The sequence below is a fragment of the Citrobacter braakii genome, from assembly GCF_009648935.1.
GTDB lineage: Bacteria > Pseudomonadota > Gammaproteobacteria > Enterobacterales > Enterobacteriaceae > Citrobacter > Citrobacter braakii.
The window spans coordinates 4734748-4757670 of the sequence record NZ_CP045771.1 but is presented as its reverse complement, the minus strand read 5'-3'; the positions used below and the strand labels follow the sequence as shown (position 1 = coordinate 4757670).

20 protein-coding genes are annotated in these 22923 nt (G+C 54.1%); 14 read left to right on the top strand and 6 right to left on the bottom strand.

What is annotated here, in order from left to right; all coding sequences use genetic code 11:
* Positions 1–2 precede the first annotated feature (2 nt).
* The 3 genes from phoA to adrA all read left to right on the top strand — a co-directional run bounded on the left by phoA (position 3) and on the right by adrA (position 3043).
* Positions 3–1418, top strand: a complete 1416-nt coding sequence (gene phoA, locus GFC06_RS22470) for an alkaline phosphatase (RefSeq protein ID WP_019076143.1) — start codon at positions 3–5, stop codon at positions 1416–1418.
* Between the two features lie 97 nt (positions 1419–1515).
* Positions 1516–1836 carry a phosphate starvation-inducible protein PsiF gene (gene psiF, locus GFC06_RS22465; protein WP_003830956.1) on the top strand — a complete coding sequence of 107 codons (321 nt, stop codon included), beginning with the start codon at positions 1516–1518 and terminating at the stop codon, positions 1834–1836.
* Between the two features lie 91 nt (positions 1837–1927).
* On the top strand, positions 1928–3043 hold the full coding sequence (gene adrA / locus GFC06_RS22460; RefSeq protein WP_088583121.1) for a diguanylate cyclase AdrA: 1116 nt from the start codon (positions 1928–1930) through the stop codon (positions 3041–3043).
* 17 nt (positions 3044–3060) lie between these two features.
* Here the strand turns inward: adrA and proC are convergent, their stop codons facing one another.
* Positions 3061–3870 (bottom strand): pyrroline-5-carboxylate reductase, encoded by an 810-nt coding sequence (gene proC, locus GFC06_RS22455; protein WP_016152005.1) that lies wholly within the window; start codon positions 3868–3870, stop codon positions 3061–3063.
* 148 nt (positions 3871–4018) lie between these two features.
* On the opposite strand from proC, the gene GFC06_RS22450 reads away from it, so the two are divergent.
* The 5 genes from GFC06_RS22450 to ppnP all read left to right on the top strand — a co-directional run bounded on the left by GFC06_RS22450 (position 4019) and on the right by ppnP (position 6704).
* Positions 4019–4474: a YaiI/YqxD family protein gene (locus GFC06_RS22450; protein WP_016155837.1), complete on the top strand. Its 456-nt coding sequence runs from the start codon at positions 4019–4021 to the stop codon at positions 4472–4474.
* 185 nt (positions 4475–4659) lie between these two features.
* Positions 4660–5205, top strand: coding sequence for a shikimate kinase AroL (gene aroL, locus GFC06_RS22445; protein ID WP_016155838.1), 546 nt, complete (start codon positions 4660–4662; stop codon positions 5203–5205).
* Positions 5206–5231: 26 nt separating this feature from the next.
* Positions 5232–5423 (top strand): protein YaiA, encoded by a 192-nt coding sequence (gene yaiA, locus GFC06_RS22440; protein WP_016155839.1) that lies wholly within the window; start codon positions 5232–5234, stop codon positions 5421–5423.
* Positions 5424–5670: 247 nt separating this feature from the next.
* On the top strand, positions 5671–6348 hold the full coding sequence (locus GFC06_RS22435) for an AroM family protein (protein ID WP_153690678.1): 678 nt from the start codon (positions 5671–5673) through the stop codon (positions 6346–6348).
* Positions 6349–6419: 71 nt separating this feature from the next.
* Entirely contained in the window at positions 6420–6704 is a 285-nt protein-coding gene (gene ppnP / locus GFC06_RS22430; RefSeq protein WP_016152010.1) for a pyrimidine/purine nucleoside phosphorylase, read from the top strand.
* Positions 6705–6754: 50 nt separating this feature from the next.
* On the opposite strand, the gene rdgC is transcribed toward ppnP, so the two are convergent.
* Complete coding sequence (gene rdgC / locus GFC06_RS22425; protein ID WP_003021479.1) at positions 6755–7666, bottom strand: recombination-associated protein RdgC; 912 nt, start codon at positions 7664–7666, stop codon at positions 6755–6757.
* A 91-nt stretch (positions 7667–7757) separates the two neighbouring features.
* On the opposite strand from rdgC, the gene mak reads away from it, so the two are divergent.
* Entirely contained in the window at positions 7758–8666 is a 909-nt protein-coding gene (gene mak, locus GFC06_RS22420; RefSeq protein WP_016155842.1) for a fructokinase, read from the top strand.
* A gap of 27 nt (positions 8667–8693) precedes the next feature.
* Here mak and araJ read toward each other — a convergent pair whose 3' ends face one another.
* The 3 genes from araJ to sbcD form a co-directional block, all read right to left on the bottom strand.
* Positions 8694–9866 carry an MFS transporter AraJ gene (gene araJ, locus GFC06_RS22415; protein ID WP_153690763.1) on the bottom strand — a complete coding sequence of 391 codons (1173 nt, stop codon included), beginning with the start codon at positions 9864–9866 and terminating at the stop codon, positions 8694–8696.
* Positions 9867–10053: 187 nt separating this feature from the next.
* On the bottom strand, positions 10054–13200 hold the full coding sequence (gene sbcC / locus GFC06_RS22410; RefSeq protein ID WP_153690677.1) for an exonuclease subunit SbcC: 3147 nt from the start codon (positions 13198–13200) through the stop codon (positions 10054–10056).
* The gene (gene sbcD, locus GFC06_RS22405) at positions 13197–14399 is read right to left on the bottom strand and encodes an exonuclease subunit SbcD (RefSeq protein ID WP_016152015.1); all 1203 of its coding nucleotides are present in this window, start codon (positions 14397–14399) and stop codon (positions 13197–13199) included. Before sbcD ends, sbcC begins: the two co-directional genes overlap by 4 nt.
* A gap of 190 nt (positions 14400–14589) precedes the next feature.
* Between sbcD and phoB the strand changes: the two genes are divergently transcribed.
* The 5 genes from phoB to malZ all read left to right on the top strand — a co-directional run bounded on the left by phoB (position 14590) and on the right by malZ (position 21760).
* Entirely contained in the window at positions 14590–15279 is a 690-nt protein-coding gene (gene phoB / locus GFC06_RS22400) for a phosphate response regulator transcription factor PhoB (protein ID WP_003021496.1), read from the top strand.
* Between the two features lie 50 nt (positions 15280–15329).
* A complete protein-coding gene (gene phoR, locus GFC06_RS22395; protein WP_047357682.1) occupies positions 15330–16625 on the top strand; it encodes a phosphate regulon sensor histidine kinase PhoR in 1296 nt (431 codons plus the stop codon).
* A gap of 405 nt (positions 16626–17030) precedes the next feature.
* On the top strand, positions 17031–18350 hold the full coding sequence (brnQ, locus tag GFC06_RS22390; protein ID WP_016152017.1) for a branched-chain amino acid transporter carrier protein BrnQ: 1320 nt from the start codon (positions 17031–17033) through the stop codon (positions 18348–18350).
* Between the two features lie 80 nt (positions 18351–18430).
* Entirely contained in the window at positions 18431–19804 is a 1374-nt protein-coding gene (gene proY / locus GFC06_RS22385) for a proline-specific permease ProY (RefSeq protein ID WP_103765943.1), read from the top strand.
* 138 nt (positions 19805–19942) lie between these two features.
* A complete protein-coding gene (malZ, locus tag GFC06_RS22380; protein WP_153690676.1) occupies positions 19943–21760 on the top strand; it encodes a maltodextrin glucosidase in 1818 nt (605 codons plus the stop codon).
* Here the strand turns inward: malZ and GFC06_RS22375 are convergent.
* Entirely contained in the window at positions 21754–22656 is a 903-nt protein-coding gene (locus GFC06_RS22375) for a LysR family transcriptional regulator (RefSeq protein ID WP_153690675.1), read from the bottom strand. The genes malZ and GFC06_RS22375 overlap by 7 nt on opposite strands.
* Between the last annotated feature and the right edge of the window lie 267 nt (positions 22657–22923).

The window sequence follows — 22923 nt, the reverse complement described above, 5'->3', positions numbered from 1 at the left end:
AAGTGAAACAAAGCGCACTCGCTATTGCCCTGTTACCTTTGCTGTTTACCCCGGTTATTAATGCAGAAACCTCTGCCATAGCGGTTATGGATAATCGTGCCGCTCAGGGTGATATCACCACGCCGGGCGGCGCCCGCCGATTGTCTGCCGATCAAACGGCGGCTCTGCGCGAATCTCTGAGCGATAAACCGGCCAAAAATATTATTTTATTGATTGGCGATGGGATGGGGGACTCAGAAATAACGGCCGCGCGAAATTATGCCGAAGGCGCAGGCGGCTTTTTTAAAGGGATTGATGCTTTACCGTTGACCGGACAATACACGCACTATGCGTTGGATAAGAAAACGGGTAAACCCGATTATGTGACGGATTCTGCGGCATCCGCGACGGCGTGGACCACCGGTGTGAAAACCTATAATGGCGCGCTGGGCGTTGATATTCATGAAAAAGATCACGCCACAATTCTTGAAATGGCAAAAGCGGCGGGGCTGGCAACGGGCAACGTTTCTACCGCTGAATTGCAGGATGCTACTCCGGCGGCGCTGGTTGCCCATGTGACTTCGCGTAAGTGCTATGGCCCTGGCGTGACACGTGAAAAATGCCCAACCAATGCGCTGGAAAAAGGCGGTAAAGGGTCCATCACCGAACAATTACTCAATGCCCGGGCTGACGTTACGCTGGGCGGCGGGGCAAAAACGTTTGCGGAAACCGCTGCGGCAGGCGAGTGGCAGGGTAAAACGTTGCGTGAACAAGCCCTGGCCCGCGGTTATCAGATGGTGAGTGATACCGCGACGCTGGCGGCGATTACCGAAGCTAATCAGGATAAACCGCTGCTGGGCCTGTTCTCTGATGGCAATATGCCCGTGCGCTGGGAAGGTCCGAAAGCGTCTTATCATGGCAATCTGGATAAGCCGGTTGTGACCTGTACGCCAAATCCAAAGCGTGACGACAGCGTGCCAACGCTGGCGCAGATGACGGATAAAGCGATTGAGTTGTTAAGCAAAAATGAGAAAGGTTTCTTCCTGCAAGTGGAAGGGGCGTCAATCGATAAACAGGACCACGCCGCCAACCCGTGCGGACAGATTGGCGAAACGGTCGATCTGGACGAAGCGGTACAGCGCGCGCTTGCCTTTGCGAAGAAAGATGGCAACACCCTGGTGGTGGTAACCGCTGACCACGCACATGCCAGCCAGATTGTCGCGCCGGATACCAAAGCACCAGGCCTGACCCAGGCGCTGAACACCAAAGATGGCGCGGTTATGGTCATCAGCTACGGCAACTCTGAAGAGGAATCTCAGGAGCACACCGGCAGCCAACTGCGAATTGCAGCCTATGGCCCGCATGCGGCGAATGTGGTCGGCCTGACCGATCAAACCGACCTGTTTTACACCATGAAAGCGGCGTTAGGACTGAAATAACCCGACGCCCGGCGGCAATACTTTTGCCGCCGGGTGGTATTTTTATCGTTAGCAGCCAAACTTACCTGTGTGTTGTCGTTCAGAAAAGAAGGATGCTATGAAAATTACATTATTAATGACGCTGCTTTTTGGTCTGATTTTTTTAACTACCGTCGGTGCTGCCGAGAAGACTTTAACCCCGCAACAACAGCGTATGACCACCTGCAATCAGCAGGCAACGGCGCAGACCTTAAAAGGGGATGCGCGTAAGACATATATGAGTGATTGCCTGAAAAACAGTAAATCTGCGCCGGAGGAAAAGAGCCTGACGCCGCAGCAGCAAAAAATGCGTGAATGTAACGTTAAGGCGACGGAGCAGTCTCTGAAAGGTGATGATCGTAATAAATTTATGAGCGCTTGCCTGAAGAAATCTGCGTAGCACTTACGGGTGAGCAGGTAAAATCGCTCACCCGAAATATCATACTTCCGCCACCAGACCCCTTCCTATAATTTGGGAAATTTGTTTCAGAATATTCCCAAATACAATGAATGATGAAAACTTTTATCAAAAGAAGGTCGTCCCGAATGAAGCATTTTTATCGCTTCATCAAAATGACCACCAACGTTCCGGTCTGCGATTCGCCCGACGAATCAGGCTGCCGCGAGCGGTGGGATTGGGGGGAATGTTTTTCCCTATCGCGTCGGTATTAGTTGCTCAGCCCATTACCGGTGGCTGGTGGCTATTACTGGTGGGATGGGCGTTTGTCTGGCCGCATTTGGCCTGGCAGTTGGCCAGCAAAGCCGACGATCCTCTGCATAGCGAATTTACCAACTTAAAAGCCGATGCCATTCTTGCCGGTATGTGGATAGGGATTATGGGCGTAAACCTGTTGCCATCCACGGCGCTGCTGATGATTATCTGCATCAACCTGATGGGCGCAGGCGGGATGCGAATATTCATCGCAGGCGCCGTTTTGATGATGGTTTCATGCCTGGTGACGTTACAGTTAACCGATATCTCCGTCGCTTTTAGCAGTACTCAACTTAGCGTGCTATTGACGCTGCCGGTACTGGTGATTTATCCGCTGCTGTTTGCCTGGGTCAGTTACCAGACGGTCATCAAGCTGGCGGAACATAAACGCCGTTTACAGGTGATGAGTACGCGAGATGGCATGACTGGGGTGTATAACCGCCGCCATTGGGAACTGTTACTGCGTAATGAATTTGATAATTGCCGCCGCTACCAGCGTGACGCCACGTTACTGATTATCGATATCGACCATTTTAAGAGCATCAATGATACCTGGGGTCACGACGTTGGGGACCAGGCGATTGTCGCGTTGACCCGCCAGTTGCAGATGACCTTACGCGGTAGCGACGTGATCGGGCGCTTTGGCGGTGATGAGTTTGCGGTGATTATGTGCGGCACGCCGGCAACCAGCGCGATTGCGGCGATGTCTCGTGTTCACGAACGACTTGGTCAACTGCGTTTATCCTGCGCGCCGCAGGTTGCTCTGCGGATCAGCGTGGGCGTTGCGCCGCTGACCGCAGAAACCGAGCATTATCGAGAATGGTTAAAGTCGGCGGATATGGCGCTCTACAAAGCAAAGAATTCCGGACGTAACCGCACTGAGGCGGCGGCCTGACGTCCGGCGGTGTTAACTCAGGAGCGGCTGAGTTTTTCCGACTGCTCCATGCACTTAATCATCGCTTCAATCACTGATGAACGAAAACCTCGTTCTTCCAGGACGCGTACCGCTTCAATGGTGGTTCCGCCAGGCGAGCACACCATATCCTTCAGTTCTCCGGGATGTTTACCCGTATCCAGCACCATCTTTGCCGACCCCATTACTGCCTGCGCCGCGAATTTATAAGCTTGCGCGCGAGGCATGCCACCCTGCACGGCGGCGTCCGCCATCGCTTCAATAAACATAAACACATAGGCCGGGGCTGAACCACTAACGCCAACGACCGGATGAATCATTGCCTCCGCAATGACTTCCGCTTCGCCAAAGCAGCGGAAGATATTCAGCACGTCGGCCGTGTCTTCTGGCGTGACTAAGGCGTTCGGCGTGACGGAGGTCATTCCGGCATTCACCAGTGACGGCGTGTTTGGCATCGCGCGAATGATTTTACGGTCATGGCCCAGCGCGCGGGCGAGCTGATCGAGGGTGACGCCAGCGGCAATCGAGACGACCAGGGAGTCTTTGTTCAGGCTGGAGGTAATTTCGCTCAGCACTTTAATCATGATGCCTGGTTTTACGGCCCCAAAAACGATGTCAGCGATTTGCGCGACCTCTTGCGCAGACTGCGCCGCATTAATACCGTACTGGTCGTGCAATGCAGCGACTTTATCGGGGGAAGGGGTGTAGACCCAGATTTGTCCGGGGAGAACCTGGCCGCTGGCGATCATGCCGCCAAGTATCGCTTTGCCCATATTACCGCAGCCGATAAAACCGATTTTCTTGTCCATTTTGTCACTCCCTATGCGTGATATTCATTGTTTTACCTGGGAAAGCTAAGCTTAGCGCGGATTGAATATGTGCAGAAGGATAAACAGCACTTTGCCTGTAAGTAAAAGCACGCGACAATGTGCAACTGCACATCAGTGGGGAGAAATTATGACAATATGGGTGGATGCCGATGCGTGTCCGAATGTGATTAAAGATATTTTGTACCGCGCTTCTGAGCGCATGCAGATGCCGCTTATTTTGGTAGCCAACCAAAGTTTGCGCGTCCCGTCTTCGCGGTTTATCCGCACATTACGTGTTCCCGCCGGGTTTGACGTGGCGGATAACGAGATTGTACGTCAGTGTAGTGCCGGTGATTTAGTGATAACAGCGGATATCCCGCTGGCGGCAGAAGTCATTGAAAAAGGTGCGGCGGCGCTTAATCCGCGCGGTGAACGTTATACCGAAGCCACGATCCGTGAGCGTCTGATGATGCGTGATTTTATGGATACGCTACGCGCCAGCGGTATTCAGACCGGCGGGCCGGACAGCCTTTCACCACGAGACAGGCAGCATTTTGCTGCTGAGCTTGATAAGTGGTGGCTGGAAGTACAGCGTAGAAAATAAAGCGTGTAATTTATTATTTACACTTTATTCATGGTGAATTCTTGTTATAGTAGGGGTTAATAGGTACAGCTACCCTATATGTAATCTTTTCTTTACGTTTTGGCGATGTACTAGTTTGGTGATATGATTATATCTTTAACCGCATCAGATCCCGCTCGCTCGCGGCTCCCTGGGGAATTTCTGTAATGACGCAACCTCTTTATCTTGTCGGCCCCCGGGGGTGTGGTAAGACAACTACCGGTATGGCGCTGGCGAAGGCTATCGATTTCCAGTTTGTCGATACCGATCGCTGGTTGCAATCGCACGTGCAGATGACCGTGGCGGAGATCGTCGAAAGGGAAGGATGGGAAGGGTTTCGTGCCCAGGAGACGAGCGCTCTGCAGGCCGTCACAGCCCCAGCAACGGTTGTTGCGACCGGCGGCGGCATCATTCTTACCGAATTTAATCGTCATTACATGCGCAGCCACGGCGTGGTTATCTATTTAAGCGCACCGGTATCAGTACTGGTTGATCGTCTGGAGGCCACGCCTGAAGAGGGATTGCGCCCAACCTTAACCGGTAAGCCGTTGACTGAAGAGGTGCAGGAAGTGCTCGCCCAGCGCGATGTTCTGTACCGTGAAGCTGCGCACTACATCGTTGATGCCACCCATAAACCTGCGCAGGTGGTGGAAGACATTCTTGAGATACTGGCGCAGGCAGCGCCACGGTTACAGGGCGGTGTCTATACTTAATGTTCATCCAGTGAAAAGGAAGAACTATGCCGACAAAACCACCTTACCCACGTCAAGCGAACATTGTTACGGTTGAAAAGGGTACGCCAGGCCAGACGGTAACCTGGTATCAACTTCGAGCCGATCACCCTAAACCGAATACGTTGATCAGTGAGCATCCTTCTGCGCAGGAAGCCATGGATGCCAAAAAACGCTACGAAGACCCCGATAAAACCTGATATTAAGCACCGTCCTGGCACGAGTCTGAAAAGTGCCAGGACGGGCGTTCATCACATTTTCTTAAATTTCGCCGTATACAGTTAAAATTGAAAATTAAGCAATAACAATCCAGTACCGGAATGATTTGGAATCTTTACACAATACACCGCCGATCAACTGCTACGCTTTTGAGCATTTGTAGCGCAGGTCAGCGCCCGGCACTTGCCCGGGATTTCACAGCAAAGTAATAAGATGGTGGAGCAACAAATGAGTGCGTCGTTGGCTATCCTCACGATTGGCGTGGTGCCGATGTGTGAGGTGTTACCGCTCCTGACGGAATATATCGATGAACAGCACATTACTCACCACAGTCTGCTTGGACAGATGCGGCGAGAAGATGTGATGGCTGAGTACGGCGTTTCGCCCGGTGACGAGCCTTTATTAACGCTGCTCAGCGACCACCAACTTGCGCATGTCTCACGCCAGAAGGTAGAGCGCTCGCTGCAAAGTATCGTGGAGGTGTTGGATAACCAGGGCTTTGACGTGATCCTGCTGATGAGTACCGCCTCAATCGCTCGCCTGACCGCCCGCAATAGCATTCTATTGGAGCCGTTACGTATTATCCCCCCGCTGGTGGCCTCGATTGTCGATGGGCATCAGGTCGGGGTTATTGTCCCCGTCACCGAATTGCTCAAAGCCCAGACGCAAAAATGGCAGGTGTTACAAACACCACCAGTGTATGCCGTGGCGAATCCGATCGAAGGTAGCGAACAACAATTGATTGATGCCGGGAAAGAACTGCTGGAGCAAGGCGCGGATGTGATCATGCTGGATTGTCTGGGGTTCAATCAACGCCATCGCGATTTACTGCAAAAATCGCTGGATGTCCCGGTTCTTCTGTCTAATGTGTTGATTGCCCGACTGGCTTCGGAACTGTTGGCGTAATTTTGCGTGACAGGTGGAACGTCAGCCCCCTATATTGGTTCTCAACTTAATCACGAGATAGGGCCAGTTGTATGCTTCAAAGTAATGAATACTTTTCCGGCAAAGTAAAATCGATCGGTTTTACCAGCAGCAGTACTGGCCGCGCCAGTGTTGGCGTGATGGCTGAAGGCGAATATACCTTTAGTACTGCGGCGCCTGAAGAGATGACTGTCGTTAGCGGCGCACTGAACGTGCTGCTGCCGGGGGAAACCGAGTGGAAGGTGTATGCCGCAGGGGACGTGTTCAACGTACCGGGCAACAGCGAGTTTCATCTGCAGGTGGCAGAGCCAACATCCTATCTTTGCCGCTATCTGTAAGCATAGAAATGACGAATGGCGACATTGTGCCGCCATTCGGTAAGTACGGCTTAACGTTGCGCTTCGCCGCCTAATCCTTCCACCAGACTTTTAATCAGCGCCGCCAGTTCACCCGTCATCAGGATGAAATCGGCATCAAAACGCTGAGCATAATCTTCGCGGTCAATATCTTCGTTCTGATCGCGCAGCTCGTCGCTAAACTTCAAACGCTTAATAGAGCCGTCGTCACACATCACGAACTGAATGCGCTGCTGCCAGTCGAGGGCCAGCTTGGTGACCAGTTTGCCCGCTTCGATATGCACGGCGATTTCGTCGCAGACCAGATCCTGCTTTTTCGCGCGGATCACGCCGCCGTCTTCAAGGATCGCTTTTAGTTCGGCTTCATCCAGTAACTGGAATCCCTGTGCCGTTGTACCGGAACGAACCCATTCGGTCAGCGTCAGCTCAATGGGGTTTTCCATCGTCAGCGGAACGACCGGCAGCGAACCGAGACTCTTACGCAGCAGCGCCAGCGTATCTTCGGCTTTCTTCGCACTCGCGCAATCAACCATGATCAGATCGTTGACGGTATCGATCCACATCATCGTCTGGCTGAAACGGCTAAAGGCGCGCGGCAGCAATGAGTGCAGAACTTCATCTTTCAGCGAGTCTTTTTCGGTCTTCTTGAGTTTGCGACCTTGCTCAGCTTCCAGTTTGAAAATTTTGGCTTCCAGCGCCTGTTTGATAACCGGCGACGGCAGAATTTTTTCTTCTTTGCGGGCGCAGATAATAATTTGGCCATTGGCGGTATGCGTTAATGCATCGCTGTGCGATCCCATCGGCGGAACCCAGCCCATTTTTGCCATATCCTGGCTACCGCAAGGGGTGAACGTCATTGATGCCAGCTGTTTTTCCATCTCTTCGGCACGCAAAGAAACATCGCGGCTAAGACGGTAAACCATTAAATTTTTGAACCACAGCATGATAATTTCCACGGCCTTGTCGTTAAATCCAGCGGGCATGATAGCGAATTGTCGCTATGCTTGCATTGTTAATCGGGAAGAGGAGCAAACAGTGCGTATAGGTATCGATTTAGGCGGTACGAAAACGGAAGTTATCGCGCTTGGCGATGCAGGCGAACAGCTTTTTCGCCATCGCCTGCCCACGCCGCGTGATGATTATCGGCAAACGATAGAAACCATCGCCGCGCTGGTGGAGATGGCGGAAAAGGCCACCGGGCAGTCGGGAACCGTCGGGATGGGCATTCCCGGTTCAATTTCGCCCTACACCGGAGTGGTGAAGAATGCCAACTCGACCTGGCTTAACGGGCAACCTTTTGACAAAGACCTGAGTACGCGTCTGAATCGCGAAGTGCGGCTGGCAAATGATGCCAACTGCCTGGCGGTTTCTGAAGCCGTTGATGGTGCAGCGGCGGGGGCGCAAACCGTGTTTGCGGTGATTATCGGTACAGGATGTGGCGCAGGAGTGGCGCTGAACGGCCGGGCGCACACGGGCGGGAACGGTACTGCGGGCGAGTGGGGGCATAATCCGCTGCCGTGGATGGACGAAGACGAACTGCGTTATCGGCAGGAAGTGCCCTGCTATTGCGGCAAGCAAGGCTGCATTGAAACCTTCATTTCCGGAACCGGTTTTGCCACCGACTACCAGCGTCTGAGCGGTAAGTCGCTCAAGGGCAGTGAAATTATCAGTCTTGTTAATGCCCGGGATGCCCAGGCGGAACAGGCGTTGAGTCGGTACGAGCTGCGTCTGGCGAAATCACTGGCACATGTGGTGAATATTCTCGATCCGGATGTAATCGTGCTGGGCGGTGGAATGAGCAATGTCGACCGACTGTATCAAAACGTACCAACGTTGATTAAACAGTTTGTCTTTGGCGGCGAGTGCGAAACGCCTCTACGCAAGGCGCTGCACGGTGACTCCAGCGGCGTGCGCGGCGCGGCCTGGTTGTGGCCGCAGGAGTAATGTTCGCGTTGCCGGGTAGCGCAGAGGCTATCCGGCAACGGGAGTCATCCGGGATACGCTGCGCTTCAGGCGACCGTAGAGCAGCAGCGACGACATTGCAGAAAACGACAGCAGCGCCGCCGGCAACGTCACGTAGTTGTAGGCAAAGCCCAGCGTCAGCATCATACCACCGCACCAGGCGCCAATCGCGCTGCCGAGATTAAAGGCAATTTGCCCTCCTGCCGCACCCAGCAGCTCACCCCCTTTAGCATTTTGCAGCAGCAAAATTTGCAGCGGCGCCGACAGGGCAAACAGGCCCGCGCAGCAAATAAAGGCGAAGATCAGCGACGCGGCTTTGATCCCGCCAAAGGCAAAGAGCAGCAGCAGAGCCAGCACAATTACAAAGTCGGTTATTACCGCAATACGCAGCGGCGTATAGCGGCCAGAAAGGCGACCGCTCAGCAGACTTCCCAACACCATTCCCAATCCCACCAGCATCATGATGAGGGTCATCAGCGCTTCGGAAAAGCCGGAGATGAACATCATGTACGGTTTGACGTAGCTGAACCAGGCGAAAACCCCGGCGTTACCAAACATGGTGGCGGAAAAGATGAGCCACGGGGCGGGGGTTTTCAAAAAGTGAAATTGTTCGCGCAGTTTCCCTTTTGCTTCATCGCTGATGTTGGGTACCCAAAAAGTTATCGAGACCATCACGGCGATATTAAAGACGGCTATCAGCAGAAACGTGTAGCGCCAGCTAAATTCCTGGCTCAGCCAGGTGCCGATGGGAATGCCAATCAGATTAGCAACGGTCATACCCGAAACCATGCCCGCGACGGCGGCGGTGACTTTTCCCGGACGGGCCAGCTTCGACAGGATAATCGCGCCAACGCCAAAAAACGCGCCGTGTGGAAAGCCGGAAACCAGCCTGCCCACCGCCAGCATTAAATATGAGGAGGAGAGGGTGAAGATGGCGTTGCCGATCACGCACAGCGTGACCAGAAACAGCAGAATGTGCTTGAGAGAAAAGCGGTTGGAAAAGAGCGCAATAATAGGCGCGCCCAGCACCACGCCAAAAGCGTAAAACGAAATCATATGGCCAGCGGCAGGGATGGAAATTCCCACGTCCCGCGCCAGCTCGGTGAGTACACCCATGATGCCAAACTCGGCCATGCCCAGCCCAAATGTCCCCAGAGCTAAAGAGAAAATGACTTTTTTCATACCACCTGCCAACAAGAAAGACGCACGATGTGCGCCATAGCGGCGAACGTTCGCCGCCAATAGAGATAGCTTGCGGATAAGCGAAGTGGAATGCCATTTCATATCCGTCTTTGTGTATTCACGATCGTGCTATGTGCCGTGCCGGATAGCGCTGGCGCATATCCGGCCTCCAGGAGCCGAACTGCTATCAGGCATCAACTGCAAACATTTTATCGAGTTTGCTGTAGCCCAGTCCGTTGATTTTTTTGACCTTGATCTGTACCGGAATGCGTTCTTTCATCGCTTCAACGTGGCTGATGACACCAATGGTTTTGCCAGTGGCGTTGAGCGCATCGAGCGCATCCAGGGCGGTATCCAGCGTTTCGCTGTCCAACGTGCCGAAACCTTCGTCGAGGAACAGGGAGTCAATTCGCGTTTTGTGGCTGACCAGATCGGACAACGCCAGCGCCAGCGCCAGACTCACGAGGAAGCTCTCGCCGCCGGAAAGCGTACGCGTGTCACGCACGGCATCGGCCTGCCAGGTATCAACCACTTCCAGCTCCAGCGCTTCGCTGGCCTTGCGCTGCAACAGATAGCGACCGTGCAGACGGGTCAACTGGTTGTTGGCAAGCCAGACCAGATTATCCAGCGTCAGCCCCTGGGCAAACTTGCGGAATTTATCTCCCTCTTTCGAGCCGATCAGCGCGTTCAGATAGCCCCAGTCTTCGACCTGCTGTGCGACTTTCGCAATCTCGAGCATCAGCGCCTGCTGCTGCTGGCGGTTTTCTCCATCCTGCTTGAGCTGCTGGCGAATTTCGCCCTGACGAGTGGTGTTCTCCCGTAGCTGCTGGGTGAGTTGCGCCAGCGCGTCGTGAAGATGTTGCACGGTGAGCGTGAGATCCACCCCGATTGGTAGCTGTTGTTGATGAGTCGCCAGCGCCTGCTGCGCCTGATTAAGCAGCGTTTGCGCCTGCTGTCGCTGGCTTTCCAGTGATTGCTTCAATTGTTCAAGGCGGTTAAAGGTCTCTTCATCCAGCAGGGCGGCAACAAAGGCGTCGCGATCGGCAAAGATGCTGGCCTGCAATGCGGTATCAAACTGCGCCTGAATTTCTGCAGCGCGCTGAACCTCCTGCGTCTCCTGCTGCTGTAAGGTTTGCCACTGCCCCTGTAAAGAGAGGCAATCGTCGTGCACCTGCCGCCAGTTTTCCAGCGACAGATTCTCAATGTTTTCACCAAGCGCATCGGTTTCAGGCAGCGTTTCCAGCACCGGCGCAAGCTGGGCGATTCGAGCCTGTAATTCAGTCAGTTCGTTCTGGCGCTGCTGCCACATTTGCGCTTCGTTCGCCCGTTCGCTCAGCCATGAGGCGACTTCACCCTCGGCCGGAAGGGACAGACCATGACGGGCCAGCTCGGCGGTTAGCGTTGCCTGACGCTGGTCAATATGCTGCTGGAGCTGAGTAATCTGCTCTGTGTGTGCGGTGATTTGCGCTTGCAGGGTATGACGCAGACTCAGCTGGTGAAGCTGCTGCTCGTGCTCTTCCTGGGCGGCAAGCCACGGGGCGATGTCATCCTGCGGTTGCAGCGTCACGTTGAGGCTGGCGGTGACGGTCTGCCACTCTTGAGTAAGTGCTTGCTCTTCCTGAGAAAGCGTTTGTACTTCGCGTTCATCGCGCTGAAGTTGCTGGGTTATCGCCTCGAGTTGACCGCGTAGCGTTGAACCCTCATCGGCAAGCGTTTTGACCTCTTTTTCCAGCGCTTCACGCCGTGTCTGATTCACACTCAGTTCGAGCGTTTGATAGCGCTCAATCGCCGGGTGCGTGGTGGAGCCGCAAAGTGGGCAAGGCATGCCGGATTGCAATAGTGCCCGCTGGCTTTCCAGATCTTTGATGCGGGCTTCCTGCTCGCAAATGATTCTCACATCGGCAAGCTGCTGATTTTTATCTTTATAGCGCTGACGCTTTTCTGTAAGCACCGCATTGCGCTGGGCCAGCTCCTGCTGACGCTGCACAAGCGTGGCGCGTAGCTGCGCCAGTTGCTTTTGCTTCGGGGCGATTTGCCCGTGCAGATTACTCAGCCGCTGGCGTAACGGACGAAGCTGCACATGTTGCGCCAGCGCTTCCGTTACCTGTTGTACCGAAAGGGTCAGCGTGGGAAGCGCCAGCGCATCGAGCTTGCGCGTGTCGTTCTCTCGCAACTGCTGCCACTGGCGCAGTTGGACGCTGGCGTCGGACTGTTGGGCCAGCAGCGCTTTCCATCCTGCCAGTTCGCTACTCCACAAGCGGAAGCGGTCATGTTCCTTCAACCAGTCGGTTAACGTTTGCTGTCCGGCGAGCATAGCGGCTGACTGCGTTTGTGCCTGCTGACGAATACGTCCGCGCAGCGCTAAGCTGCTTTGTAAGCGAGCATTCACTTCCTGAATCTTCTGTCGCGTACGGTCAATCGTAGCCGTTTGTTCCTGGATTCGCTCCCAGTGTGGGCGTAACGCTCTGGCCGGGAGTGCCAGACTCAGCGCCGCCAGTTGCGGCTGCGCGTCTTCCTGCGCCTGAAGTGCAGCCTGTAATGCCTGCTGGTGGCGGTTTATCTCCGCCTGTAGCTCATTTTGCCGCATGAGCCAGTTGAGGTGCTGCTGCTGGGCTTGTTGGCAGGTAAGATATTGTTTTTCTTCGTCAGTAAGTACCTGCAAACTTTCTGTCAGGGATTGCAGCTGTTCTGGCGTTAACAGCGCAACACCGCTGGCCTGGGCCTGCAATTTTTCCAGTTCCGTACGCGCTGATTTGTGCTTTTCAAATACCATGGCGGAGATTTGGCCGTAGATCTCAGTGCCGGTCAGCTCTTCCAGCAGCTCGGCGCGTTCTTTCGGTTTGGCATTGAGAAATGCGGCAAACTGCCCCTGAGACAGCAGCATCGAACGGGTAAAACGTCCGTAATCCAGCCCGGTAAGCTCGGCGGTCATCTCCAGCTTATCTTTGACCTTATCGGCGAGGATTTTACCGTCGGAGCAGCGGGCCAGCTCTACGCGAGGGACCTGCAGATTGCCCTCCGGCTGATTGCGTGCCCGGTTCTGGCTCCAGAATGCGCGGTAGGCTTCGCCCCGCACCTCAAACTCGACCTCGGCCAGACACTCCGCGGTGTCGCGGGTCATCAGGTCGTTTTGCGACTGTGACACGGTATTCAGGCGCGGCGTTTCGTGGTACAGCGCAAGGCAAATTGCGTCCAGCAGGGTCGTTTTTCCCGCACCCGTTGGTCCGGTGATGGCGAATAACCCGTTGCTGGCAAACGGTTCTGCCGTAAAATCGACTTTCCATTCTCCCTTCAGGGAGTTGAGGTTTTTCAGGCGCAGGCTGAGAATTTTCATGCTTCAGCCTCCCCGGCGAGCGTTTGTAAGGTTGCGCTAAACAGCTGGTTAAGCCGCTCACGCTGCGGTTCTTCGAGTTCTTCCAGCGCCAGGCGGCGGTCAAAAACCTCTGCCACGCTCAGCTCGCTTAACGTTTCACGTCGTTCATTGGCCATAATGCGTTCGCGCTGTTCACGACTGCGGCGCACCAGTAGCACCTCTACCGGTAAATCTTCGGTTAAGGCCTGGATCTTACGTTGCATATCATGCAGGTAGTCGTCGGTGGTGATTTCAATATCCAGCCACACCGGTGGCTCTTGCTGCACGCCGCGCCACTGCTCAAGCTGGGTAGTAATGGCGGCTAAATCGCCTTTCAGTACCGCAAGCTGCTGCGTAACCGGCACGGTGAGATTTTCAACGGCGCTAAGTTTCCCCGCGTCAAAGCTCACCAGATGTACACATTTGCTTTTGCCGCACTCGTCAAAACTGAGGGCAATCGGCGAGCCGCAGTAGCGAATATGTTCCGTGCCGCCGATAACCTGCGCCCGGTGAATATGTCCCAGCGCGATGTAGTCTGCCGGTGGGAAGTTTTGCGCCGGGAAGGCGTCCAGCGTACCGATATAAATGTCACGTACGGCGTCGCTTTTACTGGCTCCGACGGTGGTCAAATGCCCGGTCGCAATGATGGGAAGATTGTGGTCGCCGCGCAGCGTGCAGGCATCCTGATACTGCTGCTGATAATAGTCGGTGATTGCGCCCAGTAAATGCTGCTGTTTTTCTTGTCCTGTCAGCCCAGCCTGGCTGGTGATGATGTCGCGCGGACGTAAAAAAGGCACCGGACACAGGATCGCCCCCGGCGTACCGTCGCGTAGCGGCAGTATCTGCGGCCCATGGCCAGCGCTGGCAACCACCGTGGTGTTGAGAAACGCCAGAATATCGCGGGATTCATTGAGCGTGGCGACAGAGTCGTGGTTGCCTGCCAGCACCACCAGATGACAGCCGGTTTGCTGCAGATTGACGACAAAACGGTTATACAGCTCACGGGCATAGCTAGGCGGTGAGCCGGTATCGAAAATATCGCCTGCCACAATAATGGCATCCACCTGCTGGGATTGTGCCGTTTCCAGCAGCCAGTCGAGAAAGGCCTGATGCTCGGCGGCGCGGCTCTTGCTGTAGAAATTTTGGCCCAGATGCCAGTCAGACGTGTGAAGGATGCGCATAAGAGTTCCATGACGGTAAAACAATGGCGGGGATTATAACCCTTCACGAGTGGGAATATCTTGTCTCCGGGCTGTCATAATTCGCCGGGCTGCGTTAAACCTGGACTATCTTTTCATAAATCTGTCATAAAACTGACGCATAATGGCACTGTATTGATGGCAAACGATTTAATTACAAACAGGGCAAATCATGGCGAGACGTATTCTGGTCGTAGAAGATGAAGCTCCAATTCGTGAAATGGTCTGCTTCGTGCTCGAGCAAAACGGATTTCAACCCGTTGAAGCCGAAGACTATGACAGTGCTGTGAACCAACTCAATGAACCCTGGCCGGATCTCGTCCTGCTTGATTGGATGCTTCCCGGCGGCTCGGGTCTACAGTTTATTAAACATCTCAAGCGCGAAGCGATGACGCGGGATATCCCGGTGATGATGCTGACGGCGAGGGGGGAAGAGGAAGATCGCGTCCGGGGGCTGGAAACCGGCGCGGATGACTATATTACCAAGCCCTTTTCTCCCAAGGAGCTGGTGGCGCGTATTAAAGCAGTTCTGCGTCGTATTTCACCGATGGCGGTGGAAGAGGTTATAGAGATGCAGGGGCTAAGCCTTGATCCCACCTCGCATCGCGTGATGACCGGCGAGGATCCGCTGGATATGGGGCCGACCGAATTCAAACTGTTGCACTTCTTTATGACTCATCCCGAGCGTGTCTACAGTCGCGAGCAACTCCTCAATCATGTCTGGGGAACCAATGTGTACGTGGAAGACCGGACAGTGGATGTGCACATCCGCCGCTTACGTAAGGCGCTGGAGCACAGCGGACACGATCGTATGGTGCAGACGGTTCGCGGGACGGGATATCGTTTTTCAACCCGCTTCTGACTGACAAGAATCAGGGCCTGAAGGAATAGGCCGTATAGGGAGTAAGACGTTTGCTAGAACGATTGTCATGGAAAAGGTTGGTACTGGAGCTGATCCTGTGCTGCATACCGGCATTTATCCTTAGCGCTTTTTTCGGTTACCTGCCCTGGTTTTTACTGGCGTCGGTAACGGGCCTGCTTATCTGGCATTTCTGGAATTTATTACGTTTGTCCTGGTGGCTATGGGTCGACAGAAGCATGACGCCGCCGCCGGGGCGAGGCAGTTGGGAGCCGTTGCTGTACGGGCTGCATCAAATGCAACTGCGCAACAAAAAGCGCCGTCGTGAACTGGGTAATCTGATTAAACGTTTTCGCAGCGGGGCGGAATCGCTACCCGACGCGGTGGTGCTGACCACTGAAGAAGGCGGTATCTTCTGGTGTAACGGACTGGCTCAGCAGGTTCTGGGACTGCGCTGGCCGGACGATAGCGGGCAAAATATTCTTAACCTGTTGCGCTACCCGGAATTTACACAATATCTGAAAACGCGCGATTTTAGCCGACCGATCAATCTGGTACTCAATACCGGACGGCATCTGGAAATTCGCGTGATGCCCTATACCGATAAGCAACTGCTGATGGTGGCGCGCGACGTTACCCAGATGCATCAACTGGAAGGTTCACGACGTAACTTTTTCGCCAACGCCAGCCATGAACTGCGTACGCCTCTGACGGTGTTACAAGGGTACCTGGAAATGATGCAGGAGCATCCGCTGGAAGGGACGACGCGTGAAAAAGCGCTGCATACCATGCGCGAACAAACGTATCGCATGGAAGGGCTGGTGAAACAGCTGCTGACGCTGTCAAAAATTGAGGCTGCTCCGACGCTACTGCTGAATGAGAAGGTCGATGTGCCCATGATGCTGCGCGTGCTCGAACACGAAGCGCAAACGCTGAGCCAGCAAAAACATACGTTTACCTTTGATGTTGATAACAGCCTGAACGTGCGGGGTAACGAGGAGCAGTTGCGTAGCGCTATCTCGAATCTCGTCTACAACGCGGTGAACCATACGCCAGCGGGAACGCACATTACCGTACGCTGGCAGCATGTGGCGTCGGGGGCGGAGTTTTGCGTGGAAGACAACGGTCCAGGCATTGCCGCCGAGCATATTCCACGCTTAACCGAACGTTTTTATCGTGTGGATAAGGCGCGATCGCGGCAAACGGGCGGCAGCGGACTTGGTCTGGCCATCGTTAAGCATGCGCTGCATCATCACGACAGTCGCTTGAATATCGAAAGCGAACCAGGCGTTGGGACGCGATTTAGTTTCGTGATCCCGGAACGTTTAATTGCCAAAATTAACGGTTAAGGCGCATTCGTAAGATAATCTTTCCAAAAGCCAGCGCAAGCTGGCTTTTTCTATGCGGTCAATATAACCATCCTGAATTTTACGACGTTTGGTTGTTTTTTGTTCGAACTATTACCCATACCTTTTTCCATGAAATGGTGTTTTGTGCTAACCCCATTTTTCATATCGCTATATTGTTCTGGTTTTGGGATCCCACCTTGCTTTAAAACGTTATAAGCGTTTAAATTGCGCTCCAGGTGCTGTCATACCGACTGCATTTACGCGGTAAATCGAAAAACTATTCTTCGCCGCGCCAGTCTGGGAGTGTTTCCCGCTGGAATTGAGCAAAAATGCCGCTGTATTGTCCCCCAGGGAAAGGCAAAAATTTATTATTTTCAACACCACATCCACAGGCAGTAAGACTTTATGACCCATCAGTTAAAATCGCGCGATATTATCGCTTTGGGATTTATGACATTTGCACTGTTCGTTGGTGCAGGTAACATCATCTTCCCCCCAATGGTTGGTTTGCAGGCAGGTGAACACGTCTGGACTGCGGCTTTTGGCTTTTTGATTACCGCCGTTGGCCTGCCGGTACTTACCGTTGTCGCGCTGGCGAAAGTCGGTGGTGGTGTGGACCGACTGAGCACGCCTATCGGTAAAGTCGCTGGTTTGCTGCTGGCGACCGTGTGCTACCTGGCTGTTGGACCGTTATTTGCTACGCCGCGTACCGCAACGGTCTCTTTCGAAGTCGGGATTGCACCGCTGACCGGTGACTCCGCGCTGCCACTGCTTATCTACAGCGTGGTCTATTTCGCGATTGTGATTCTGGTTTCGCTGTATCCGGGCAAACTGCTGGATACGGTTGGTAATTTCCTGGCTCCGCTGAAAATCCTGGCGCTGGTGGTCCTGTCTGTCGCCGCAATCGTCTGGCCAGCAGGCCCGATCAGCAATGCGATGGAAGCCTATCAAACTGCGGCGTTTTCTAATGGCTTCGTGAACGGGTATCTGACCATGGATACGCTGGGCGCGATGGTATTTGGTATTGTTATCGTCAACGCCGCTCGCTCGCGTGGCGTTACTGAAGCGCGTCTGCTGACCCGTTATACCGTTTGGGCGGGTTTGATGGCGGGTGTGGGCTTAACGCTGCTGTATCTCGCGTTGTTCCGTCTGGGTTCAGATAGCGCAATTCTGGTCGATCAGTCTGCTAACGGCGCGGCAATTCTGCATGCGTATGTTCAGCACACCTTTGGTGGCGCAGGGAGCTTCCTGCTGGCGGCGTTGATTTTCATCGCCTGTCTGGTCACCGCTGTTGGCCTGACCTGCGCGTGCGCAGAGTTCTTTGCCCAGTACGTTCCACTGTCTTATCGTACGCTGGTATTTATCCTCGGCGGCTTCTCGATGGTGGTCTCTAACCTGGGTCTGAGCCATCTGATTCAGATCTCTATTCCGGTGCTGACGGCTATCTATCCGCCATGTATCGCACTGGTTGTATTAAGTTTTACCCGCTCATGGTGGCATAATTCTTCCCGCGTCATTGCACCTGCGATGTTTATCAGCCTGATTTTTGGTATCCTTGATGGCATTAAAGCTTCTGCAATTGGCGACGTGTTACCGGCCTGGACCCAGCGTTTACCGCTGGCGGAGCAGGGGCTGGCGTGGTTGATGCCAACAGTCGTGATGGTGGTCCTGGCAGTTATCTGGGATCGTGCAGCGGGTCGACAAGTGACCTCCAGCGCACACTAATATCACTGACAATAAGTTTTAACCACGGGGCTATTAACATGGCCCCGTGGTTTTTTATTGTGTTAACAGGTTAGGAATCGATGGAAAGTAATAACAAGCTAAAGCGTGGGCTGAGCACCCGGCACATTCGCTTTATGGCATTAGGTTCAGCAATTGGTACCGGGCTGTTCTACGGCTCGGCCGATGCCATCAAAATGGCGGGGCCAAGCGTGTTGCTGGCCTATATTATCGGCGGCGTAGCGGCGTATATCATTATGCGCGCGCTGGGCGAAATGTCCGTTCATAACCCTGCTGCCAGCTCCTTCTCGCGCTATGCGCAGGAAAACCTCGGACCGCTGGCAGGCTACATAACCGGCTGGACCTACTGTTTTGAAATCCTGATTGTCGCCATTGCCGATGTGACTGCCTTTGGTATTTACATGGGCGTCTGGTTCCCGGCCGTACCGCACTGGATTTGGGTACTCAGCGTGGTATTGATTATCTGCGCCATCAACCTGATGAGCGTGAAGGTGTTTGGCGAGCTGGAATTTTGGTTCTCATTCTTTAAAGTCGCCACCATTATCATCATGATTGTCGCCGGTTTTGGCATCATCATTTGGGGGATTGGTAACGGCGGACAGCCTACCGGTATCCATAATCTGTGGAGCAACGGCGGTTTCTTCAGCAACGGCTGGCTCGGCATGGTGATGTCGCTACAAATGGTGATGTTCGCCTACGGCGGGATTGAGATTATCGGGATTACCGCTGGCGAAGCCAAAGACCCGGAAAAATCTATTCCGCGCGCCATCAATTCCGTACCGATGCGTATCCTCGTGTTTTACGTGGGGACGCTGTTCGTCATCATGTCTATTTACCCGTGGAACCAGGTCGGCACTGACGGTAGCCCGTTCGTTCTGACGTTCCAGCATATGGGGATTACCTTTGCCGCCGGGATCCTTAACTTCGTAGTCCTGACCGCGTCGCTGTCGGCCATCAACTCTGACGTCTTTGGCGTGGGGCGTATGCTGCATGGTATGGCGGAGCAGGGCAGCGCGCCGAAAATGTTCGCCAAGACGTCGCGTCGTGGCGTGCCATGGGTGACGGTGATGGTGATGACCATCGCGCTGCTGTTTGCGGTGTATCTAAACTACATCATGCCGGAAAACGTCTTCCTGGTGATCGCCTCTCTGGCGACCTTCGCAACGGTATGGGTGTGGATTATGATCCTGCTGTCACAAATTGCCTTCCGTCGTCGTCTGCCGCCGGAAGAGGTTAGGGCGCTGAAATTTAAAGTGCCGGGTGGGGTTGTGACGACCGTCATTGGCCTGATTTTCCTGGTCTTTATCATCGCGCTTATCGGCTATCATCCGGATACCCGCATTTCGCTATACGTCGGCTTTGCGTGGATTATCCTGCTGCTTGCCGGCTGGGTTTTCAAGCGCCGTCGCGAGCGCCAACTGGCTGAAGCGCAGTAATATTTTTGCCGGGTAGCTTAATGTTACCCGGCAATTTTCTCCTCCCCCACACTCCTCCCCCAATAAACGTTAAGATGATGAGTGATCCTGCACTTCGCTATGGCAAGGTGACGTCATTATCATCAAAGGGGATACGTGATGTTGAACGCCTGGCACCTTCCGGTTGCCCCATTTGTTAAGCAAAACAAAGATCAACTGACGATTACATTATGGCTGGCGGGGGAAAATCCACCCCAGCGGGTGACGCTACGCGCAGAAAACGATAACGAAGAGATTTCGTTGGGTATGCACAAGCAACGCAGCCAGCCGCAACCGGGCGTGACCGCGTGGAGAGCGGCGATCGATCTCTCCAGCGGACAGCCTCGTCGACGCTATAGTTTTAAATTACTTTGGCTCGATCGTCAGCTGTGGTTTACCCCGCAGGGATTCAGCCGTTTTCCGCCTGCGCGTCTGGAGCAGTTTGCTGTTGATGTGCCGGATAACGGTCCGCAGTGGGCCGCCGATCAGATTTTTTACCAAATTTTCCCGGACCGTTTTGCCCGCAGCCAGTCGCGTGAAGCGACTCAGGATAACGTCTATTACCACCATGCCGCCGGACACGATATTGTGCGGCGCGAGTGGGATGAACCGCTTACGGCCCAGGCCGGTGGCTCCACGTTTTATGGCGGCGATTTGGACGGCATCAGCGAAAAGCTGCCGTATCTGAAAACGTTAGGCGTCACGGCGCTGTACCTGAATCCGGTATTTACCGCGCCGAGCGTGCATAAATACGATACCGAAGATTACCGTCATGTTGATCCGCAGTTTGGCGGCGACAGGGCGCTGCTGCGCCTGCGTCACACCACCCAACAGCAGGGGATGCGCCTGATTCTCGACGGTGTTTTTAACCATTGCGGCGATTCACACGCCTGGTTTGACCGACATAATCGGGGAACGGATGGCGCGTGCCATAATCCGCAATCCCCCTGGCGCGACTGGTATCATTTCTCAGCCGACGGCGTCGCGCTCGACTGGCTGGGGTATTCCAGCCTGCCCAAGCTGGACTTTTCCTCTGAAAGCCTGGTGAATGAAATTTATCGCGGCGAAGACAGTATCGTTCGCCACTGGCTGAAAGCGCCGTGGAGTATGGACGGCTGGCGTCTTGACGTGGTGCATATGCTGGGAGAGGCCGGTGGTGCGCACAACAACCTGCAGCACGTGGCCGGAATTACGCAGGCGGCGAAAGAGACCCAGTCAGAGGCGTATGTGGTGGGCGAGCATTTTGGCGACGCGCGCCAATGGTTGCAGGCCGACGCGGAAGATGCCGCCATGAACTATCGCGGTTTTACCTTCCCGATATGGGGATTTCTCGCCAATACCGATATCTCATACGATCCGCAATTCATTGACGCCCAGACCTGTATGGCGTGGATGGATAACTATCGCGCGGGTTTGTCGCATCAGCAGCAGTTGCGGATGTTCAACCAGCTCGACAGCCACGATACCGCCCGTTTTAAATCTCTGCTCGGTAAAGACGTCGCACGTTTACCATTGGCGGTGGTGTGGCTGTTTACCTGGCCTGGCGTGCCCTGTATTTACTACGGTGACGAAGTGGGACTGGATGGGAACAACGATCCGTTTTGTCGCAAACCATTCCCGTGGCAGCCTGAAAAACAGGACGCTAACCTGCTGGCGTTGTATCAGCGGCTGGCAACATTACGCCACCAGAGCCAGGCGCTGCGCCATGGTGGTTGTCAGGTGATTTACGCCGAGGATAACGTGGTGGTGTTTGTACGCGTGCTAAACCGCCAGCGCGTATTGGTGGCGATTAACCGTGGCCACGCCTGTGAAGTGGTCCTGCCAGCCTCGCCATTACTTAGCGTCAGCCAATGGCAGCACCAGGAGGGCAAAGGCGTGCTTGCCGAGGATATCCTGACGCTGCCGGCGATTTCCGCCTCGGTGTGGATGGGTCATTGATATAAGCGCGTAACATCCGGGCTTGCCAGTAGCGTTTCCCGCCACCAGCGCTGCGCCAGTCCATCGCGGTTATTGCGCCAGGCCATATAGGCCACGTCTTTTTGGCGAAATGAGATGACCGTTTTTTCCACCAGCTCGCCCGTGGCAAGCCACGGGTTAGCAATATGGCGGGGGAGAAATCCGCAGCCCAAGCCGGCCCGCAGTAGCATCACCTTACTGTGGAAATCATCAACGCGAATCTGCGCCTGCTCCTCCATCAGATTGGTTTGTAACGGATGACAAAAGCGGGCGCTGTCGCTAATGACAATCGCCCGGTGCAGGCACAGCTGTTCGTTAGTCAGGCCATCCGGTGCTGCGGCCAGCGGATGCTCAGGCGCAACGACAAACACATTGTCCAGCGTGCCAAGCATTTTGTAGGACCAGGCCGCTGACGTGGGCGGTTCATTAATCGCCCCCAAAATAATATCTGCTCCATTATGCGTCAGCTCTTCCCAGGAGCCCGCCAGCGTATGGTGGGTGAAGTTAAGGCGGGTTTGCTTATTCAGCGCGTGAAATTCATCGACAATGGGCAACAGCGAGGCGAAAGGGAAGGAGTCGTCCAGCGCAATCGCCAGCTCTTTTTCCCAGCCTGAACTCAGCTGCACCGCCTGTTTTTCGAGATCTTTTGCCGCACTCAGCAGCAAACGTCCCTTTTCCAGCATCATCTGACCGGTGTCGGTAAATTTTGCCCGGTGACCGGAACGGTCAAGCAACTCGATATTCAAATCACTTTCCAGCTTTTGAATCATATAGCTGAGTGCTGCAGGGGTTTTAAACAGCGATTCCGCCGCCGCGGCAAATGAACCCTGTTTATCAAGTGCGTCGAGAATTAGCAAAACATCCAGATTGATGCGCATAAGCAGAAAATATCCTGAAAATTAAACCCCTCTGTTGTACCGAATGGAGAAAAACAATGCCAGTGAATAAATTAGATGAGTCATGCGCATTTTTTTGATGTTGTTTAGGATATATCGCAACACAAAATTAATAGTTTCACTGGATGGTAAGTTTTCTTTAATAACTCGTTAGAAATTTCCCGCTATACTCAACAAGCTTTCTGATTCAGGATCCTGCTGCTGACGGCAGATACAGACCGTTGCCTTTTAACTTATTGATTAAGAAGG

What these genes read in the sequence shown, in the direction of transcription:
- psiF (WP_003830956.1), top strand. Translation starts at nt 1,516, where the DNA reads ATGAAAATTACATTATTAATGACGCTGCTTTTTGGTCTGATTTTTTTA.
- proC (WP_016152005.1), bottom strand. Translation starts at nt 3,870, where the DNA reads ATGGACAAGAAAATCGGTTTTATCGGCTGCGGTAATATGGGCAAAGCG.
- GFC06_RS22450 (WP_016155837.1), top strand. Translation starts at nt 4,019, where the DNA reads ATGACAATATGGGTGGATGCCGATGCGTGTCCGAATGTGATTAAAGAT.
- aroL (WP_016155838.1), top strand. Translation starts at nt 4,660, where the DNA reads ATGACGCAACCTCTTTATCTTGTCGGCCCCCGGGGGTGTGGTAAGACA.
- yaiA (WP_016155839.1), top strand. Translation starts at nt 5,232, where the DNA reads ATGCCGACAAAACCACCTTACCCACGTCAAGCGAACATTGTTACGGTT.
- GFC06_RS22435 (WP_153690678.1), top strand. Translation starts at nt 5,671, where the DNA reads ATGAGTGCGTCGTTGGCTATCCTCACGATTGGCGTGGTGCCGATGTGT.
- ppnP (WP_016152010.1), top strand. Translation starts at nt 6,420, where the DNA reads ATGCTTCAAAGTAATGAATACTTTTCCGGCAAAGTAAAATCGATCGGT.
- rdgC (WP_003021479.1), bottom strand. Translation starts at nt 7,666, where the DNA reads ATGCTGTGGTTCAAAAATTTAATGGTTTACCGTCTTAGCCGCGATGTT.
- araJ (WP_153690763.1), bottom strand. Translation starts at nt 9,866, where the DNA reads ATGAAAAAAGTCATTTTCTCTTTAGCTCTGGGGACATTTGGGCTGGGC.
- sbcC (WP_153690677.1), bottom strand. Translation starts at nt 13,200, where the DNA reads ATGAAAATTCTCAGCCTGCGCCTGAAAAACCTCAACTCCCTGAAGGGA.
- sbcD (WP_016152015.1), bottom strand. Translation starts at nt 14,399, where the DNA reads ATGCGCATCCTTCACACGTCTGACTGGCATCTGGGCCAAAATTTCTAC.
- phoB (WP_003021496.1), top strand. Translation starts at nt 14,590, where the DNA reads ATGGCGAGACGTATTCTGGTCGTAGAAGATGAAGCTCCAATTCGTGAA.
- brnQ (WP_016152017.1), top strand. Translation starts at nt 17,031, where the DNA reads ATGACCCATCAGTTAAAATCGCGCGATATTATCGCTTTGGGATTTATG.
- proY (WP_103765943.1), top strand. Translation starts at nt 18,431, where the DNA reads ATGGAAAGTAATAACAAGCTAAAGCGTGGGCTGAGCACCCGGCACATT.
- malZ (WP_153690676.1), top strand. Translation starts at nt 19,943, where the DNA reads ATGTTGAACGCCTGGCACCTTCCGGTTGCCCCATTTGTTAAGCAAAAC.
- GFC06_RS22375 (WP_153690675.1), bottom strand. Translation starts at nt 22,656, where the DNA reads ATGCGCATCAATCTGGATGTTTTGCTAATTCTCGACGCACTTGATAAA.